Source organism: Streptomyces agglomeratus (genome assembly GCF_001746415.1).
Lineage (GTDB): Bacteria > Actinomycetota > Actinomycetes > Streptomycetales > Streptomycetaceae > Streptomyces > Streptomyces agglomeratus.
Genome location: NZ_MEHJ01000001.1, coordinates 6,840,252 through 6,858,932 on the forward strand (window position 1 = coordinate 6,840,252; position 18,681 = coordinate 6,858,932).

Genomic DNA, 18,681 nt, shown 5'->3' on the forward strand with positions numbered 1-18,681 from the left:
GCGGCCGATGATCCCCGGAGAGATCCTGTACGCCGACGAGCCCGTCGCCCTCAACGAGGGCCTCGCCGTCACCCGCCTCACCGTCCTCAACGCGGCCGACCGGCCCGTCCAGGTCGGCTCCCACTACCACTTCGCCGAGGCCAACCCCGGCCTCGACTTCGACCGCGCCGCCGCCCGCGGCCTGCGGCTGAACATCGCCGCGGGCACCGCCGTGCGCTTCGAGCCCGGCATCCCCGTCGACGTCGAACTCGTCCCCGTCGCCGGGCGACGCGTCGTCGCCGGTCTGCGCGGGGAGACCGGAGGTGCCCTCGATGCCTGAGCTCTCGCGCCCTGTGTACGCCGACCTGTTCGGCCCCACCACCGGCGACCGCATCCGTCTCGCCGACACCGACCTGCTCATCGAGATCGAGGAGGACCGCTGCGGCGGCCCCGGACGCGCCGGTGACGAGGCGGTGTTCGGCGGCGGCAAGGTCATCCGCGAGTCCATGGGCCAGGCCCGTACGACCCGGGCCGAGGGCGCACCCGACACCGTCATCACCGGCGCCGTGATCCTCGACCACTGGGGCATCGTCAAGGCGGACATCGGCCTGCGGGACGGGCGGATCACCGGCATCGGCAAGGCCGGCAACCCCGACACCATGGACGGCGTACACCCGGACCTGGTCATCGGCCCCGAGACCGAGATCATCGCCGGCAACGGGAAGATCCTCACCGCCGGAACCATCGACGCGCACGTCCACTTCATCTCGCCGACCGTCGTCGACCAGGCGCTCTCCTCCGGGATCACCACGCTCGTCGGCGGCGGCACCGGGCCCGCCGAGGGAACCAAGGCCACGACGGTCACGCCCGGCGGCTGGCACCTGGCCCGGATGTTCGAGGCGCTGGAGCACTACCCGGTCAACATCGGGCTGCTCGGCAAGGGCAACACCATGTCCCGCGACGCCATGCACGCCCAGCTGCGGGGCGGCGCGCTCGGATTCAAGATCCACGAGGACTGGGGTGCGACACCTGCCGTCATCGACGCCTGCCTGCGCGTCTGCGAGGAGACCGGCGCGCAGCTCGCCATCCACACCGACACGCTGAACGAGGCCGGGTTCGTCGGCGACACCCTCGCCGCCATCGCCGGGCGCACCATCCACGCGTACCACACCGAGGGCGCCGGCGGCGGGCACGCGCCGGACATCATCACGGTCGTCTCCGAGCCGTACGTCCTGCCCAGTTCCACCAACCCGACCCGGCCGCACACCGTCAACACCATCGAGGAACACCTCGACATGCTGATGGTCTGCCACCACCTCAACCCGGCCGTGCCGGAGGACCTCGCCTTCGCGGAGTCACGGATCCGGCCCTCCACCATCGCGGCCGAGGACATCCTGCACGACCTCGGCGCCATCTCGATCATCTCCTCCGACTCGCAGGCGATGGGCCGGATCGGGGAGGTCGCGCTGCGCACCTGGCAGACCGCTCACGTCATGAAGAAGCGCCGCGGCGCCCTGCCGGGCGACGGGCGCGCCGACAACCACCGTGCGCGTCGCTATGTCGCCAAATACACGATCAACCCGGCCGTCGCCCAGGGCCTCGGTCACGAGATCGGCTCCGTCGAAAGCGGGAAGCTCGCCGACCTCGTGCTGTGGGACCCCGCCTTCTTCGGCGTCAAGCCGCAGCTCGTCATCAAGGGTGGCCAGATCGCGTACGCGCAGATGGGTGACGCCAACGCGTCGATCCCGACGCCGCAGCCGGTGATGCCGAGGCCGATGTTCGGCGCGCTCGGCAGGGCCCCCGCCGCCAATTCGTTCAACTTCGTCGCCGAGGCGGCGATCGAGGACGGGCTGCCCGAACGCCTCGGGCTCGGCAAGCGGTTCGTGGCCATCGGCAACACCCGAGGAGTGACCAAGGCCGACATGCGCGAGAACGACGCCCTCCCGCGCGTCGAAGTCGATCCCGACACCTTCACGGTGACGATCGACGGTGACGCGGTCGAACCCGCACCGGCCGCGGAACTCCCCATGGCCCAGCGTTACTTCCTCTTCTGACCATGGACGCGACCACGGACGCCTCCACCCCCGGCACGCCGGCGACAGCGCCCGGAGCGGCGCGGGCCGCCCTGCTCGTCCTCGCGGACGGGCGGTTCCCCGCCGGGGGCCACGCCCACTCCGGCGGCGCCGAAGCGGCCGTCAAGGCGGGGCGCGTACGCGACGCCGCGGACCTTGCCGCCTTCTGCCGGGGCCGCCTGCACACCACCGGCCTCACCTCGGCGGCCCTGGCCGCCGCGGCGGCAGCCGGTGTGGACCCGCTCGCGCTCGACGAGGCCGCCGACGCCCGTACGCCGTCACCCGCCCTGCGGGCGACGGCGCGCAAGCTCGGCCGGCAGCTCATGCGCGCCGCCCGCGCCACCTGGCCGTGCGACGCGCTCGACACCCTCGCCGCCGCGCGCCCGCGCGGCGCCCACCAGCCCGTCGTGCTCGGGGTCACCGCCCGGGCCGCCGGGCTCGGGCCCGAGGACGCCGCACACTGCGTGGTGTACGAGAGCGTCAGCGGCCCCGCGACCGCGGTCGTACGCCTGCTCGGCCTGGACCCCTTCGAGGCCACCGCCGTCCTCGCCCGCCTCGCGCCCGAACTCGACCAGGTCGCCCGTCGCGCGGCCGACGCCGCCCACCGCGCCCTGACGGAAGGCGCCGGCGCGCTGCCGGCGGCCTCCGCCCCCCTGCTCGACATCACGGCACAGGCACACGCCGCCTGGCCCGTACGCCTCTTCGCCTCGTAACACCGCTACACCCTCAGGAGCCGCCCCGCCATGCACCTCGACCACAGCCACGAGACGACCCCCGCCGTCAGCGCCGACGCCGCCCGCCCCGACGGCACGAAGCGCGCGCTGCGCATCGGGCTCGGCGGCCCGGTCGGTTCCGGCAAGACCGCGACCGTCGCCGCCCTCTGCCGCGCGCTGCGCGAAGAGCTGTCCATCGCCGTCGTCACCAACGACATCTACACGCGCGAGGACGCCGAATTCCTGCTCCGCAACGCCGTGTTGCCGCCCGAGCGCATCCAGGCCGTCGAGACCGGGGCCTGCCCGCACACGGCCATCCGTGACGACATCTCCGCCAACCTCGAAGCCGTCGAGGACCTGGAGGACGCGGTGGGACCGCTCGACCTGATCCTGGTCGAGTCGGGCGGCGACAACCTCACCGCCACCTTCTCCAAGGGGCTCGTCGACGCGCAGGTCTTCGTCATCGACGTGGCGGGCGGCGACGACATCCCGCGCAAGGGCGGCCCGGGGGTCACGACGGCCGATCTGCTGGTCGTCAACAAGACCGACCTCGCTCCGTACGTCGGCTCCGACCTCGGCCGCATGGCCCGCGACGCCGGGGAGCAGCGTGGCGAACTGCCGGTCGTCTTCACCTCGTTGACCTCCGAGGACGGCGTGAAGCCGGTGACCGACTGGGTCCGCTCGCAGCTCGCCGCCTGGTGCGCGTGACCACCGCCGCGCCGGCGGGCATCGAAGCGACGGCCAGGATCACCGCCGTGCCCGACGGCCTCGGCGGCACCCGGCTTCCCGTCCTGGAGAGCGACGGGCCGCTCGCCCTGCGCCGTACGCGCGCGGCCGGCGCGTACGCCCGTGTCACCGTCGTGGGCGCGATGAGCGCACCGCTCGGCGGGGACCGGCTGGCCGTCGAGGCCGACGTAGAGGACGGCGCCGCGCTCGCCGTGGACTCCGCCGCCGCCACGGTCGCCCTGCCCGGCCGGGGCGGAGCCCACGCCCGCTACGACGTACGGCTGACGGCCGGAGCCGGCGCGTGCCTGCGCTGGCTGCCGGAACCGCTCATCTCGGCCCACGGCAGCGACCTGCGGATGACCACCCGCGTCGAGCTCGCCACCTCCGCCCGCCTGGTCCTGCGCGAGGAGCAGATCCTCGGCCGGTACGGCGAGGAGCCCGGCACGCTCACGACCCGGCTCACCGTCCACCGGGCGGGCCGTCCGCTCCTGGACCAGGAACTGTCGTACGGTCCCGAGGCGCCCGGCGGCTGGGACGGCGGCGCGGTGCTCGGCGGACACCGGGCCACCGGCCAACTCCTCGTCGTCGACCCGGGCTTCGAGCGCAACCCTCCCGCGGCGGCCCTGCTGGGCGACAGCGCGGTCCTGACACCGCTCGCCGGGCCCGCCGTGCTGGTCACGGCCGTGGCGGCCGACGCACTCGTGCTGCGGCGGGTACTCGACGGAGCACTTCAGACATTTGGGTGACCGCCATGTGCACCGCTCAGCGGGACACGGCTCGCCGGTTATGGGATTGGTAAAGAACACCAGTGCAGCCTGTTGCCGGAGCCCCTTCAGACGACAGGATTCGCCCGTACGGCCACTGACCATGACCACTGCCGTCACGCACGGCTCAACACTTATAGGGGGAGGCACCACTTGAGACGTTCAGCAGCGCTCGGCTCCGCCGGCACTCTCATAGCGGGCACCTTGATGGCCGGCGCGATAGCCGCGCCGGCTGCCGGCGCCGAGGGCCGCAGCACCAGCACCACCCGCGTCACCAGCTCGTCCGAGGCGCGTGGTGTGCAGCTCGCCGCGTACCGCGCCGCGAAGGCGGGCATCGACTGGCGCGACTGCCCGGCCGACTGGGGCTTCGACAAGCCCATCCAGTGCGGCTGGGTCACCGTTCCGGTCGACTACGCCAAGCCCAACGGCCGGAAGATCGAGATCGCCGTCGACCGCGTCGGCAACACGGGCTCCGAGGCGGACCGCCAGGGCGCGCTCCTCTACAACCCCGGCGGCCCCGGCGGCTCGGGCATGCGCTTCCCCACCCGCGTCACCAAGAAGAACCCGATCTACACGAAGCTGGCCAAGGCGTACGACTTCGTGGGCTTCGACCCGCGCGGTGTCGGTCACTCCTCGCCCATCTCGTGCGTCGACCCGCAGGAGTTCGTCAAGGCGCCGAAGCTCGACCCGGTGCCCGACAGCGAGGCCGACAAGCGCGCCCAGCGCAAGCTCGCCGCCGAGTACGCGGACGGCTGCCAGGAGCGCAGCGGCTGGCTGCTGCCGCACATGACCACCCCGAACACCGCACGCGACCTGGACGTCGTCCGCGCCGCGCTCGGTGAGCGGAAGCTGAACTTCCTCGGCGTCTCCTACGGCACGTACCTCGGCGCGGTCTACGGAACGCTGTTCCCGGGCCACGTCCGCCGCATGGTCGTCGACAGCGTGGTCAACCCGTCGAAGGAGAAGATCTGGTACCAGGCCAACCTGGACCAGGACGTCGCATTCCAGATGCGCTGGGACGACTGGAAGCAGTGGGTGGCCAAGAACGACGCCACCTACCACCTCGGGAACACCCCCGAGCAGGTCGAGCAGCAGTGGCTGAAGCTGCGCGCCACCGCCAAGAAGAGCCCGATCGGCGGCGTCGTCGGCCCCGCCGAGCTCATCGGCTTCTTCCAGAGCGCGCCGTACTACGACTCCGCCTGGGCGCACACCGCCGAGGTCTGGAGCAAGTACGTCGCCGGCGACACGCAGGCACTCGTCGACGAGATCGCGCCGGACATGGCGGACACCGCGGGCAACGCGTCCTCGGAGAACGGCAACGCCGTCTACACGGCCGTCGAGTGCGCGGACGCCAAGTGGCCCACCAACTGGAAGACGTGGGACCGGGACAACACCAGGCTGCACAAGGACCACCCGTTCATGACGTGGGCCAACGCCTGGATGAACCTGCCCTGCGCCACGTGGTCGTCGAAGCAGCAGACACCGCTCGAGGTCAAGTCCCGCAAGGGGCTGCCGCCGGTCCTGATCGTGCAGGCCGAGCGTGACGCCGCCACTCCCTACGAGGGCGCCGTCGAGCTGCACAAGCGCTTCAAGGGCTCGCGCCTGATCACCGAGAAGGGCGCCGGCTCGCACGGTGTCACCGGCATCACGAACCCCTGCGTCAACGACCGGGTCGACACGTACCTCCTCACCGGAAAGACCGACAGCCGCGACGTGACCTGCGCCCCGCACGCCACGCCGAAGCCGTAACGGTCCGAACACGGGAGGGGGCGTCCGGGACTCCGGGCGCCCCCTCCCTGCTGTTCGCTTCTACCGGGAGGCGAGCCAGGCGTCCTCCTGGGCGTAGTCGAACGGCCCGTCGCCGTCGTGGGCGTACCGCTGCGACAGCTTGGGGAACGCCTCCCGCCAGTCCTGGCGACGGAGCATCTCCGCCAGCCATTCCACGGTGGCGGGCAGGGAGTCGGCGTAACCGGTGACAGCCCGGTAGCCCAGTTCCCGCTCGGCGGCGGACATGTCGTAGACGACGGGGTGGACGCCGCTCCAGGGCGTCTCGCCGACCGTGCCCACCGGCGGGGACCCGTCCACCAGCACCAGCTCGCTCCGTACGCCCATGACGGCGTCGATCGCCGTACTGATCTCCGCGACCGTCGGAACGTCGGGATCGCCCGCGTTGAGCACCCGCGCACCCGGCCGCGCCGCCGCCAGGCGGATCAGCTCCCCGAGATTCGAGACGTGCACCGGGTGGAACCGGCTGCGCCCGCCGTGCGCCAGGACGCGCACCGGCCGGCCGTCCAGCACCCGCTTGACGAAGTGGAGCTCGCGCGGTGTCCGGCAGTACGGCCCGTGGACCGCGCCCGCCCGCAGGACGGTCGTCGGCAGCCGGTCGGCGGCCGCCAGCAGCCGCCGTTCGACCGCGACCTTCCTGGTCCCGTACGTCGCGTCTCCCGGCGCCACGGTCGGCTGCGTCTCCGGGATCGGCACCGGACAGCGCGGAAAGCCGTCGGGCTCGGCCTGGGTGTCGAAGCTGCGCCCCTTGTCGTCCTCGTACACGGCGCCACTGGAGATGACGACGGCGGAGCCGATCCGGTCCGCCAGCCCGGTCAGCTGCGCCGCGTGCCGCTCCTCCATCGCGACCATGTCCACCAGGACGTCGCAGCCCTCGCCGAGCGCGGCGGCGAGCGCCGCGTCGTCCTCCCGGTCGAGCGCCGTCGCTCGTACCTCCTGCGGCCACCTCTCGTCGCGGCCACCGCCGCGCGACGCGGCGGTCACGTCCCAGCCGTCCTCGGCGAGGGCCCGTACGGCCGCCCGCCCGATCTGTCCTGTGGCTCCGATGACGAACGCGTTTCCCTTGGTCATGGGAAGGACGCTAGGGGCGCGCGAGCCCCGGACGGGGAACTTTCGCCGTCCGCTGATCCGCCGTCAGCGCAGGAGCCTCGGGAACTTCTTCGCCTGCTCCGCCTTGACCTCCGCCGCGTACCGGTCGACGTACTCCTGGCCGGAGAGCCCGAGGATGGCGTACATGATCTCGTCGGTGACCGCGCGGAGCGCCGCCTTCTCGTTCTCCAGGCCCGCGTAGCGCGAGAAGTCCAGCGGTTCGCCGAACCGGATCGTGACGCGCTTGATGCGCGGTACGACCTGTCCCGGCGGCTGGATCTCGAACGTACCGACCATCGCGCACGGGATCACGGGCACCCGCGCCTGGAGCGCCATCGCCGCGACCCCGACCTTGCCCTTGTAGAGGCGGCCGTCGTGCGAGCGGGTGCCTTCCGGGTAGATGCCGAGCAGTTCGCCCTTGCTCAGCACCCCGAGCCCTTCGCGGATCGCCGCCTTCCCCGCCTCCTTGCCCGACCTGTCGACCGGGATCTGACCGGCGCTGCGGAAGAACGCGGCCGTCAGCCGGCCCTTGAGGCCGGGACCCGTGAAGTACTCGGCCTTGGCGAGGAAGGTGATGCGCCGCTTGATGATCGCGGGCATCAGGAAGTGGTCGGAGAACGACAGGTGGTTGCCCGCCACGATCGCGGCGCCTTCGTCCGGGATGTGTTCGAGCCCCTCGATCCTCGGCCGGAAGAGCAGCCTCAGCAACGGCCCGAGGAGGACGTACTTGAGCACGTAGTAGAACACGGGGCGGCTCCTAGCTCGGCCGGATCGGGCTCCAGGGCTGCGTTCTGCCAGGTCAGTGACATCTCGGTGACCGACAGCCTATGTGCAGCCGTCGTCCCGGGTAACCGTCTCTCTTCGGGTCATGCCGACCCAATGCCGACTTTACTGACCCGGCATCAGACACGGGACCCTGCGGCGAGCGGCGAGCAGCGGGCGGCTTCGGTGCCGGCCCGGTACGGGCGCCGGCCCCACGGCCGGCCGGGCGTCGGACCCGCGGGCGCGCTGACTAGGATGCCGGCATGAGTCAGCAGACGTGGTGCGCGGCCCGGCCCCTCGGGGTGCGGCTGTACGCGCTGCTCGTGCTGACCGTACTGGCGGGTCTGGTGGCCATGCACGGGCTGGGGCCGGTCGTTCCTCCGGCACCCGGCTCCGCCGCGCCGCAGGTGCGCCACGCGGCCCCCGGCGCGCCCGCTCCGGGCGCGCTCACCACGACAACGGCCACGACTGCGATCACGGCCGCGTCCGCCACCGCCTCGCACGCCGACGCGGCCGGCGGCGCGGACTGCGCCCACGCCGGTCACGGCGAGGGCGACGCCGGGGGACACGTCGAGCACGCCGACTCCACGTGCGCCGCCGGGGGCACGAGCGGAGCGCCCGCGACAGCCCCGCCGGCGCGGGCAGACGTCGTCGTCTGTCCGGCAGCGGACGTCACGGCGCTCGTCCCCGAGGTGACGCGCGACGGCCGCGCCCCGCCTTCCCTCAGCGAACTCCAACTCCTGCGCATATAGGCGGCCCCGGCGCGCCCGGCCTGTGCGGCCGGTGCGGCGCTTCGAGCCATGCCCTGTCACTTCGCGTATCCACAGGAGTCGCACCACCATGACCGCACACAGTTCCCCGGTCCGCCGCGCCGCCGCGCTGGCCGCAACCGTCACCGCCGCTGTCCTGCTCGCCGCCTGCGGCGGGGGAAATGACGGCGGGGGAAATGACGGTTCGTCCCGCCACGACGGCCACGGCACCACCTCTGCCGCCCCCGACGGGCGGGGCGAGCGGAACGCCGCCGACATCTCCTTCGCGCGGGGGATGATCCCGCACCACCGTCAGGCTGTCGACATGGCGGCACTGGCGGCGACCCGGACAGGGTCCGCCGAGGTCAAGAAGCTGGCCGCCGAAATCAAGCGGGCGCAGGGCCCGGAGATCAGGACGCTGTCCGGCTGGCTCACCGCCTGGGGCGAGAAGGTCCCCGCGGGAACCGGAGTCGGAGAGCACACCGGCCACTCCGGCTCCGGGATGATGACGCCCGGGGAAATGGAGAAGCTGGAGAAGTCGTCCGGCGAGGCGTTCGACACCGCGTTCCTCACGATGATGGTCGAACACCACGAAGGCGCGGTCGAGATGGCGAGGACCGAGCGGTCCGACGGGGTCTACGGGCCCGCCAAGGACATGGCCGGTGACATCGTCACCTCGCAGAGCGCCGAGATCGCGCGTATGAACAAGCTGCTCGGCACGGGCTGATCGCACGGACAGCGGTACGGGGGCGACCGACGGCCGCCCCCGTACCGCTCGCTGACACCACGTCCGGCGAGAGCTGCCGGTGCGTCAGAACGAAGCCATGATCCGGCGCGGTGCGTCGAAGATGCGGCTGAACGCCTCGATGGCGGCGGGCGGCTGGCTCGGCTCGTCCCGGCCGGTCGTGAGCACGTACCACACCTGCTCGATGGACGGCGGGCCGACGGCGAGGGTGCGCAGCGCGGCCTGCCTGGAGGTCGCCTCCCCGGTGTTCACGACGTACGCCGCGGTGATGGAGCCGGTGCGGCCGACGCCGGCGCCGCAGTGGACGAACACCGGCCCCTCGGACGACTTCACGGTCTCCTGGAAGGTGGCGACCTGCCCGTTGGTGGGCGTCTGCCCGTCCCGGATCGGCATACGGACGACCTTCAGCCCGGCCTTCTGCGGTACGGCGAGCTCTTCCGCGGACAGCTTCTCCGCCCGCAGGTCGACCACCGTGTGCACGCCGCGGGCCACGAGCTCGCGGTATCCGTCCGCGCGCGGGGCGGAACCGCGCCACAACTTGTCGTCGACCGCCTTGAAGTGGTTGATCCCGGCCATCCGTACGCCGGACGACTCCTTCTGGGAAGCCATCGCGTGGGCGCCGATCATGCCCAGGGTGAAGGCTGCCCACAGCACGGCGTAGCCGAGGAGGGACACTCGTCGAGCGGGGAAGTCAGCGAGCCGGCCAGGGACTCCTGGGCATGGAGGGACGACAGGACGTTGCGGCCCCAGGCCAGCGCGGTCAGGATCTGACCGGACAGCATCGCCCTGGGCTCCGGGATCTGCGCCAGCTCCTGGTCCACATCGGCCATCAGGTCCACCGCGAGCAGCGGCAGCGCGGCGCGCAGCCGCCCCACCCGCCAGGCCGCGGTGGCGCGCCGGGCGCCGGGGACCGGGTTGATGAAGTCGAGGACGGGATGGGCGGAGGGGATGGACTCCAGCAGCCGCAGATCGGCCGCCACCCGCCCGTCGACGGTGGTGACCACGCTCAGCTCGCGCAGGCTGCGGCGCCCGGCGGTGCCCGCGATGTCCAGGGCGAACGTCAGCCCGTGCGACATCGGCGCCACCCACAGGTCCTCCTCCAGCGGCTGGAGCACTCCGGGGAACGTCTCGGCGACCGGGCCGGGCCCCAGCAGCCGGGCGCCGCCGGCGGCACGCAGGGCCATGGCGGTGATCGGGCGGGCCTGGAAGAGCCACAGGCGGTTGTCCGTGTCGAAGCCGAACTCCATGTCCTACGGTCCGCCGAGGATCCGCTCGGCACGCCGGGCCAGCCGTACCAGGCGCCAGATCCGCCGCCGCCCCAGCAGCCGGCGGCGGCGCAGTTCACGCGGCTCGATACTGGCCAGGCGCCCGTGCCGGGTCAGCTGGTACCGGACACCCTGGGTGGCCCCGGACAGCTGCCGGTCGGGCCCGCCGCGCACGACGCTGACCAGGATCCGGTCCCGCCGGCCGGCCACCGGGTCGGCGCCGAACATCACCCCGCCCACCGAGGTCCGCAGCATGGGCTGGACCAGCACCGCCATGCCGCCGGCCGGTTCGCCGGCGCCCGCCCCGCCGGCGCGGGGGCCGGCGGAGGACTCGCCGCGCCGGGCCGAGCCGAGCACGGTCCGCATGGCGTCGGTGAAGCTCTCCCAGCCGCGCACGTCCAGTACGGAGGCGAAGAGCCCCGCCATGGAGGAATCGGAGGTGTCCTCGACAGCCGAGGAGGACCGTACGACCAGGGGCCGCCCCTCCTCGCCGGTCAGCTCCCGCCACGCCGCCCGCAGTGCGGCCTCGCCGTGCGGCACGCCCGCCGCCGCCTCCACGGGCATGAGAGCGAAGCCGGGCAGTACGGGCAGCCCGGCCGCGGCGGCCCGGGCGAGGTTGGCCGCCTTCGCTCCGGTCAGCGCCGGGTTCCGTGCCTCCTCGGCCTCCAGTGGGATCACCGCCAGCCGTTCCAGGCCGCTGCCCACGGCAGACTCCTTCGGTCACGCTGGAAAGGTCCTGTGGCCACTGTGAACCGGTTGCCGCCCGCGCGCGATCGCAGGTGCGGCTGTGCGGAGCAGCGGACGGGGGGCGCACCGGCCGTCGGAGCAGCCGGGGGCGCGCACCGGCGGCTGCTGTGGCTGCTCCGACCGGGCCGTGCTGCCGTACAATTGAGGCAGCGGCTTTGTGTACGACGGCGTACTTCGATCATGAGCAAGCCCATCGAGGACTACGCCCTTCTCAGCGACCTCGAATCTGCCGCGATGCTCGGCAGGGACGGGTCGGTCGACTGGCTCTGTTTCCCGCGCTTCGATTCTCCCGCCTGTTTCGCCGCACTGCTCGGCACGGGGGACAACGGATTCTGGCGCGTGGCGCCCGTCGGCGCCGGAGCCTGCTCCCACCGGGCATACCGCCGGGACACGCTTGTGCTCGATTCGTACTGGGAGACGGCGGCCGGCACCGTGCGCGTCACGGACTTCATGCCGCCGCGCGGCCGGCAGCCCTGCGTGGTGCGCACCGTGGAGGGCTTGTCCGGTTCAGTCACCCTGCGCAGCGAACTCAAGCCGCGTTTCCACCAGGGAAGAATCCTTCCCTGGGTCCGGGTCACCGACAACTGCACGGTCGCGATCGCCGGGCCGGACTCGCTGTGGCTGAGCGCCGACGGCCCGGTGCGGACAGTGGACCGGACGGACGCCACCGTCCTCGAACTCACCGTACCGGCGGGCCGGCGGACCACCCTGATGCTGGCCTGGACGCCCTCCCACCTCACCGGACTGCCCGCACCCCTGTGCGTGCCGCCGGAGACGGCGCTCAAGGCGACCACCGACTTCTGGCGCGAGTGGACGGCCCAGTGCCGCTACGAAGGACCGTGGCGCGAAGCCGTCGTACGGTCCCTGATCACCCTGAAAGCGCTCACCTACGCCCCCACCGGCGGCATCGTCGCGGCCCCCACCACCTCGCTCCCCGAATGCGCGGGCGGCGAACGCAACTGGGACTACCGGTACTGCTGGCTGCGCGACTCCACCCTCACCCTCTCCTGCCTGCTACGCAGCGGCTACCGGGACGAGGCGACGGCCTGGCTCGACTGGCTGCTGCGCGCGATCGCGGGCGAACCCGCCGATCTACAGGCCGTGTACGGCGTCGAAGGCCACCGGCACCTCCCCGAGACCGAGGCACCATGGCTGCCCGGCTATGAGGGCGCGCGGCCGGTCAGGTTCGGGAACGCCGCGGTGGGGCAGTTCCAGCTCGACGTGTACGGCGAGGTGCTGGACACGCTGTACTGGTCGCTGCGCGCCGGCATCCCCCTGGAGTCCCACATGTGGAGCCTGGTCAACTCCCTGATGCGCTATCTGCGCACGCACTGGCGCGAACCGGACGAAGGGCTGTGGGAGGTCCGCGGGCCGAGGCGCCAGTTCGTCCATTCCAAGGTCATGTCATGGGTCGCCGCCGACCGCGCCCTGCGCATGGGACACCTCCTCGGCCGGAACGGGGCCTCCGCGCAGTGGCGGGCCATGCGCGACGCGGTGCACCGGGAAGTCTGCCGCGAGGGCTGGGACGCGGAGCAGCAGTCGTTCGTCCAGTCCTACGGCTCCTCCGCACTCGACGCGTCCGCGCTGCTGATGCCCAAGCTCGGTTTCCTTTCCCCCGACGACCCGCGGGTGCGCGGCACGGTCCGGGCGATGCGGGCGCTGGACCACGAGGGCTTCGTACGCCGGTACGCGCAGAGCGGCCACGGCGCGGACGGCGTGCATGCCGTGGACGGCATGCACGGCTCCGAGGGCACGTTCGTGGCGTGTTCGCTCTGGTACGCCGACGCCCTGGCCGCGACCGGACACCTGGACCGGGCGCGGGAGACCTTCGAACGGGTCCTGGGCATCCGCAACGACGTCGGGCTGCTGTCGGAGCAGTGGGACCCGGGCGGGCGGCGGCAGCTGGGGAACGCCCCGCAGGCGTTCAGCCACATCGCCCTGGTGGACACGGCGTTCGCCCTCCAGCGGGCCGAGTCCGCGCCCGGACCGGGCGCCGAGCGGCAGCTCACCTGACCGCGGTCAGCAGCACCATCCCCGAATCGCCGTAATCCGGCAGCGTCGGGTCGGCGTCGATCCGGCCGACCGAGAGCCGCCGGGTCAGTGGCCGGAAGACCTCCGTGACGACGGCCGGGTCCACCGGACAGCCGGGCCACCGGGACGCGGGTCCGATGCGGTACGTGGGCATGTTCTCCATGAACGCCGCGACCAGATGCCCGCCGGGCACGACCGAGCGTACGAAGTGGCGGCAGAAGTCCGTGAACTCGCCGCGGTCCTCGGTGACGCCCTCCGCGACGAAGCTCATCGAGGCGGCGCCGTAGGTGCCGGGCGTGAGGTCCCGTACGTCCGCGTGGACGACCCGTACCCGCGCCAGAGCCTCCTCGGCGGTCGCCGGAAGGCCGGGATTCAGGCGCCGGCACAGCGCGTAGAACGGCTGCCAGCTGTCGTCCGGGCCCCGGTCGAGCTGCCGGGTCAGGTACGCGACACCGGACGCACCGGCCTCGACCGCGTCGATCCGCCGGCTCGCGGCGACCGCGAGCATAAGCGGATACAGATTGGGACCGGCCCCGAACTCGACGGAACGGGCGACGCCGCCGGCCGCGAACCGGCGGTAGAACGCCGAGTGGTGGGCGATGACCGCCGCGTCCGACGGGTGCAGCTCCCGGTAGTTCTCCGCCAGGTAGTCCTCGACGGGCCAGCGGTCCCAGTACACATCGTCGTTGCGCGTCGGCGGACGTCCGGACACGGCTCCTTCAGCTCCGCCCGGACAGTGGGAAGCGCTCGCCCAGCCGGGTCAGCGTGTCGTTGAGCCGGTCGATGTCCTCGTCGGAGTTCAGCGCCGTGATCTGGACGCGGAAACCGACCCGGTCGCGCGGGACGAGCGGATAGGCCGCCAGGGTCACGTAGATGCCGCTGTCCCACAGGAAACGGGACACGGCGTCGAGGTCGGAAGCGTTCGTCAGCGGAATCTCCACGATCGGCAGCGCGCCCTCGTTCGGGGTGGCGATGCCGAGGCCGCGGACGTGGTCGAGCACCCACACCGCCTTGCGGTGCAGGCCGGCCCGGACGACGTCACCCCGGCGGTCGTTGACCTCCAGGCCGGCGAGCGTGGTGGCGAGCGAAGCCGTCGGCGAGGGGCCGGAGTACAGATAGGGACCGGCGGCGACCTTCAGCAGGTCCTTGAGCGGCGCGGATAGCGCCAGAAAGGCCAGCAGCGACGAGTACGCCTTGGAGAAGCCGCCGACCAGCACGATGTTGTCGTACGTCTCCCCGGTGTGCCGTACGACGCTGTTGCCACGCGATCCGTACGGGCAGAGTTCGTCGGCCCGCCGTTCACCGATGACGCCGAAGCCGTGCGTGTCGTCGATGTACATCGTCGCGTCCAGGTCGCGGCAGATCGCGGCCAGCTCGGGCACGTCCGGGATGTTCCCGGTCATGCTGTTCACACCGTCCAGGCAGACCAGCCGGGGGGAGCCGGCCGGTACGCCGCGCAGCAGGGCGTCGAGCTGCTCCGGCCGGTCGGCGCGGAAGCGTTGCAGCGTCGCGCCCTGGCCCCGGGCGGACACACAGCCGTCGTACACGGTCCGGTGCGCCGCCGCCTCGACGAAGACATGGCCCTGGCCCGCCAGGACGGGGATCACCGAGGCGTGGATCAGGGTGGCGGTGGGCAGCAGCAGTGTGTCGGGCGCGCGCAGCAGAGCGGCGAGCCGCTCCTCGATCTCGGGGTAGAGCCGCGGGCTGCCGAGCAGCCGTGACCAGCTGGGATGCGTTCCCCAGCGGCGTACGACCGGTTCGATCGCGTCGATGATCTCGGGATCGCAGTCGAAGCCGAGGTAGTTGCAGGAGGCGAAGTCGACCAGCCAGTGGTCGCCGCTGCGGATGTGCCTGCCGCGTACCTCGTCGAAGACCGCGTCGCTCATCGGGCTCGTCAGCCGCAGACGTTCGAGATCCCCCCAGCGCGGGTCGATCGCCCCCGGGGGTGGTGCAACCGCTTCTCGCATAGAGTTCTCCTTCTCCGGGGCGGCCGGGCCCAGGACTTCGGGGGCGGGGGCGGCGGGCGGAGGGCCGGCAGGGGCCCGTGCGGCCGGCGGGGCCGGGCGGGTGGCCACCGCCCGTTCGCCGGTCCGCCCGGCCGCCGGCCGGAAATGTCCGTTGGGACGGCGCAGGAGGAAGGCGCCCTGCTCCAGGGTCATCGGCCGGGCGAAGAGGTACCCCTGCCCGAAACGGCAGCCCATACGAGCGAGGAGATCGCGTTGCGCCGCTTCCTCGATGCCCTCCGCGATGACCTGAAGGCCGAGCGTGTCGGCGATGTGGACGATCCCTTCCACGAGCGCGACCTGCTGGGAGTCGGTCGTGATGTCGTCGATGAACGACTTGTCGATCTTGAGTACGTCGATCGGGAACTCCCGCAGATAGCGCAGCGAGGAGAAGCCCGTTCCGAAGTCGTCCACGGCGATGCGTACGCCCAGGTCCTTCAGGGCATGCATGACGGCCTCGATCTGACCGTCCCTGCGCATGAGCACCGTCTCGGTGAGTTCCAGTTGCAGCGACCCGGGAGAGAGCCCGGGGGTCGCCAGTACCTTGCACACGTCGTCCAGGAACTCCGTCTCCCTGAACTGACGGCCCGACACGTTGACACTGACGTACGGCGCGGAGCGCGGTGCGGCCCGCTGGAGCCCGGCGATGTCGGTGGTGGCGCTGTCCAGCACCCAGGACCCCAGCGGCGCTATGTGCCCGGTCTCCTCGGCCAGCGCGATGAACTGCTGCGGCGGAATTAGGCCGCGCTGGGCGTGCGGCCAGCGGGCCAGCGCCTCGAAACCGACCACCTCACCCGCGGTGAGGTCCACGACGGGCTGGTAGCGCAGCGCGAATTCGTGATTGGCGACCGCCGTGCCCAGATTCGCCTGGAGGTCGTGCCGCTCCAGCATGCGGACTCCCAGCTTCGGCTGGAACCGGCGCCACTGGCGCTTGCCGGCGGCCTTGGCGGCGTACAGCGCCAGGTCGGCGTGGCTGAGCAGGTCCTCGCTGTCGGCGCTGTCCACCGCCGTGGCCACGCCCACACTCGCCGAGATGCTCACGGAACCGCCGGTCAGGCGAAACGGCCGGTTGAGGGTGTGCACGACCTGCGCGGCCAGGAGTTCGGCGTCGACGGGCTCCTTCGCGTCTTCCATCAGCAAGGCGAACTCGTCGCCGCCGAGCCGGGCGGCGGTGTCGGTGCGGCGCAGCGTCTCCGAAAGCCGGCCGCCCACCGCCGCGAGCAATTGGTCCCCGACGCTGTGGCCCATCGTGTCGTTGACGACCTTGAAGTCGTCGAGATCGATGAACAGGACGCAGGTCAGGGACGACTCGCGGCGGCCGCGCAGCAGCGCGCGCTCGATGCGCTCCAGCAGCAGCGTGCGGTTGGGAAGGCCGGTCAGCGAATCGTGAAACGCCCGCTGGGTGAGCTCGTGTTCCAGCTGGCGCTGCTCGGTCACGTCCCGCAGGGTGGCGACCAGTCCGCGTACGGTCCGGTCGTGGCGCAGGTCGCGGCACCGGACCTGCACCTCGATGCGACCGTTCTCGCGCGGGACGTACCAGTGGTCCTGCGACTCCCCGTGGTCGCCCTCCCACATGGCCGTCAGGACCCTGGCCGCCCGGTCGCGGTCGCGCGAGTCGACGAGATCGGGCAGCGCCACACCGACCAGGTGCACGTCGCCGAAGACGGCCTGCGCCGAAGGGCTCGCGTAACGGACGGTGTTGTCCTCGTCGATGATGAGAATGACGTCCGCGGCGTTGCGCACCAGGGTGCGGAAGTACGCCTCGCTCTCCCTGCGGACGATCTCCTGGCGCAGCGCGACGCGCTCCATCGCGAGCCCCGCGTGCGAGGCCAGGATCTCCAAGGAGCCGCGTGTCTCGTTCAGTTGTCCGGTGGGGCCGGCGGCTATCAGTACACCGGGCAGCTCGCCTCCTGGCGGCCGGTCGGGCGGGATCATCGGGCACACCACGGCGCTCGGCAGATGGTGCAGCCGGGAGGCGATGCGCGGGCCGAGTTCCGTCACCGGCACCACGTGGGTGTGGCGCAGCGCCGGAGTGACCGGCGGGCCGGGCACCGTCTCGCCCGTACGGGCGTCGCGCCATTCGCCGGGGCCCCCGGCGGGAGCGTCCGGCCCCGCGCGCGCGTCCTCGCCGCTGCCGGCCGACAGCAGCATGCTCGCGTGCCCTGCCTCCGGCCCGGTCAGGGCCGCGACGGCGACGTCGCAGGAGCGCGCCACCTCCTGCGGTGTGGTCGCCGACACCAGCGAGGCCGACGCCGTACGCAGGGCCACTTCACGGGCCACCGCCTTGCGGTGGGCCACGACCATGCCCGTGAGGCGCAGGATGACCAGGAGGATCAGGAGTCCGGAGAAGGCGGCGATGACGGCCGCGTCCTGAGCGGTGCCGCGCAGCCCCTCGTACAACAGGATCCCGGGCGCGATCAGCACGGCCGCGGAGAGCAGCAACAGCCGTGTCGGAGGCGGAAGCAGCGACTGCGGCTGGTGCGAGCGCGCGGTCAGCTCCACCATCGACGGATGCAGCGCCGCCAGGCCCCAGGCCGTGTAGAAGACCACCCAGCCCGTGTCCAGCACCGTGCCGGCTTGCCACAGTCCGTTGAGCTGGAGGATCCCGTACGCGATGTCGAAGCCCAGCAGCGTGACGGTGCCGAGGACGAGCAACTGCACGGAACGGTTGCGGCCCGTCAGGAATCCCGGCGTGAGCAGCCGTACCAGCAGCGCGAGCACCAGTACGTCACCGAGCGGGTAGGCGATGCTGATGGCGCGCTGCACCCAGGTCAGCCCCTCGACGCGGGTGAGGGGCTGCACGAGGAAGACCCACACCGGGAGCGCGAGTCCGGCGGTGAAGATCAGCGCGTCCAGCAGGCTCGGCAGGTCGCGCCCCACCCACCGGTACCTGACCAGGCCCAACAGGCCCACGGCGAACAGCGGGTACGTCGCCAGGTAACAGGCGTCCGCGGGCGAGGGGAACGGGTTGGACGCGTCGAAGTACTGCTCGAGGACGTGGTAGTACGTGTCTCCCGCGGCGAAGGCGAGCAGTCCGGCAGCGAGCACCCACCACGGCCAGCGGTGCGCCGGCCGGTGGATGTACACGCCCGCTACGACGGCCACGACGCCGGCCAGACCGATGACCGCCCACAGCGGCGCGTGCGCCTGGGGCAGCGTCAGACACACTGCTGTCGCACCGGCGACGAGGACGACGTAACCGGCCATGAGCCCACGCGTCGTCCGGGTCACAGGCATACGCCACGCCTCCT

Annotated in this window: 16 protein-coding genes; 9 read left to right on the forward strand and 7 right to left on the reverse strand. The window is 72.1% G+C overall.

What is annotated here, in order from left to right; all coding sequences use genetic code 11:
- The first annotated feature begins 7 nt into the window (after positions 1 to 7).
- From AS594_RS29905 to AS594_RS29930, 6 genes are all read left to right on the forward strand, one after another.
- Positions 8 to 319 (forward strand): urease subunit beta, encoded by a 312-nt coding sequence (locus AS594_RS29905; protein ID WP_069929924.1) that lies wholly within the window; start codon positions 8 to 10, stop codon positions 317 to 319.
- A complete protein-coding gene (locus AS594_RS29910; RefSeq protein WP_069932098.1) occupies positions 312 to 2,033 on the forward strand; it encodes an urease subunit alpha in 1,722 nt (573 codons plus the stop codon). Before AS594_RS29905 ends, AS594_RS29910 begins: the two co-directional genes overlap by 8 nt.
- 2 nt (positions 2,034 to 2,035) lie before the next feature.
- Complete coding sequence (locus AS594_RS29915) at positions 2,036 to 2,764, forward strand: urease accessory protein UreF (RefSeq protein WP_069929926.1); 729 nt, start codon at positions 2,036 to 2,038, stop codon at positions 2,762 to 2,764.
- A gap of 30 nt (positions 2,765 to 2,794) precedes the next feature.
- Complete coding sequence (ureG, locus tag AS594_RS29920) at positions 2,795 to 3,472, forward strand: urease accessory protein UreG (RefSeq protein ID WP_069929927.1); 678 nt, start codon at positions 2,795 to 2,797, stop codon at positions 3,470 to 3,472.
- Positions 3,469 to 4,236 carry an urease accessory protein UreD gene (locus tag AS594_RS29925; RefSeq protein ID WP_176733085.1) on the forward strand — a complete coding sequence of 256 codons (768 nt, stop codon included), beginning with the start codon at positions 3,469 to 3,471 and terminating at the stop codon, positions 4,234 to 4,236. Before ureG ends, AS594_RS29925 begins: the two co-directional genes overlap by 4 nt.
- Positions 4,237 to 4,461: 225 nt before the next feature.
- Positions 4,462 to 6,003: an alpha/beta hydrolase gene (locus tag AS594_RS29930; RefSeq protein ID WP_069929928.1), complete on the forward strand. Its 1,542-nt coding sequence runs from the start codon at positions 4,462 to 4,464 to the stop codon at positions 6,001 to 6,003.
- 60 nt (positions 6,004 to 6,063) lie between these two features.
- Here AS594_RS29930 and AS594_RS29935 read toward each other — a convergent pair whose 3' ends face one another.
- Positions 6,064 to 7,110 carry an NAD-dependent epimerase/dehydratase family protein gene (locus AS594_RS29935; RefSeq protein ID WP_069929929.1) on the reverse strand — a complete coding sequence of 349 codons (1,047 nt, stop codon included), beginning with the start codon at positions 7,108 to 7,110 and terminating at the stop codon, positions 6,064 to 6,066.
- Between the two features lie 63 nt (positions 7,111 to 7,173).
- Positions 7,174 to 7,875 carry a lysophospholipid acyltransferase family protein gene (locus AS594_RS29940; RefSeq protein ID WP_069929930.1) on the reverse strand — a complete coding sequence of 234 codons (702 nt, stop codon included), beginning with the start codon at positions 7,873 to 7,875 and terminating at the stop codon, positions 7,174 to 7,176.
- 278 nt (positions 7,876 to 8,153) lie between these two features.
- On the opposite strand from AS594_RS29940, the gene AS594_RS29945 reads away from it, so the two are divergent.
- Entirely contained in the window at positions 8,154 to 8,642 is a 489-nt protein-coding gene (locus AS594_RS29945; RefSeq protein ID WP_069929931.1) for a DUF6153 family protein, read from the forward strand.
- An 88-nt stretch (positions 8,643 to 8,730) separates the two neighbouring features.
- On the forward strand, positions 8,731 to 9,366 hold the full coding sequence (locus tag AS594_RS29950) for a DUF305 domain-containing protein (protein ID WP_069929932.1): 636 nt from the start codon (positions 8,731 to 8,733) through the stop codon (positions 9,364 to 9,366).
- 84 nt (positions 9,367 to 9,450) lie between these two features.
- Here the strand turns inward: AS594_RS29950 and AS594_RS29955 are convergent, their stop codons facing one another.
- The 3 genes from AS594_RS29955 to AS594_RS46375 are packed head-to-tail and all read right to left on the reverse strand — an operon-like array spanning position 9,451 to position 11,354.
- On the reverse strand, positions 9,451 to 10,059 hold the full coding sequence (locus AS594_RS29955; protein WP_240509104.1) for a fused DSP-PTPase phosphatase/NAD kinase-like protein: 609 nt from the start codon (positions 10,057 to 10,059) through the stop codon (positions 9,451 to 9,453).
- The gene (locus AS594_RS46370) at positions 10,008 to 10,631 is read right to left on the reverse strand and encodes a hypothetical protein (RefSeq protein ID WP_069935506.1); all 624 of its coding nucleotides are present in this window, start codon (positions 10,629 to 10,631) and stop codon (positions 10,008 to 10,010) included. Before AS594_RS46370 ends, AS594_RS29955 begins: the two co-directional genes overlap by 52 nt.
- 3 nt (positions 10,632 to 10,634) lie before the next feature.
- Positions 10,635 to 11,354, reverse strand: coding sequence for a PEP/pyruvate-binding domain-containing protein (locus AS594_RS46375; RefSeq protein WP_069935507.1), 720 nt, complete (start codon positions 11,352 to 11,354; stop codon positions 10,635 to 10,637).
- A gap of 222 nt (positions 11,355 to 11,576) precedes the next feature.
- On the opposite strand from AS594_RS46375, the gene AS594_RS29970 reads away from it, so the two are divergent.
- The gene (locus AS594_RS29970) at positions 11,577 to 13,409 is read left to right on the forward strand and encodes a glycoside hydrolase family 15 protein (protein WP_069929934.1); all 1,833 of its coding nucleotides are present in this window, start codon (positions 11,577 to 11,579) and stop codon (positions 13,407 to 13,409) included.
- On the opposite strand, the gene AS594_RS29975 is transcribed toward AS594_RS29970, so the two are convergent.
- Positions 13,402 to 14,139 (reverse strand): methyltransferase, encoded by a 738-nt coding sequence (locus AS594_RS29975; protein ID WP_069935508.1) that lies wholly within the window; start codon positions 14,137 to 14,139, stop codon positions 13,402 to 13,404. The two genes, AS594_RS29970 and AS594_RS29975, sit on opposite strands and share 8 nt — an antisense overlap.
- 7 nt (positions 14,140 to 14,146) lie before the next feature.
- Entirely contained in the window at positions 14,147 to 18,637 is a 4,491-nt protein-coding gene (locus tag AS594_RS29980) for an aminotransferase class I/II-fold pyridoxal phosphate-dependent enzyme (RefSeq protein WP_069935509.1), read from the reverse strand.
- Positions 18,638 to 18,681: the final 44 nt, after the last annotated feature.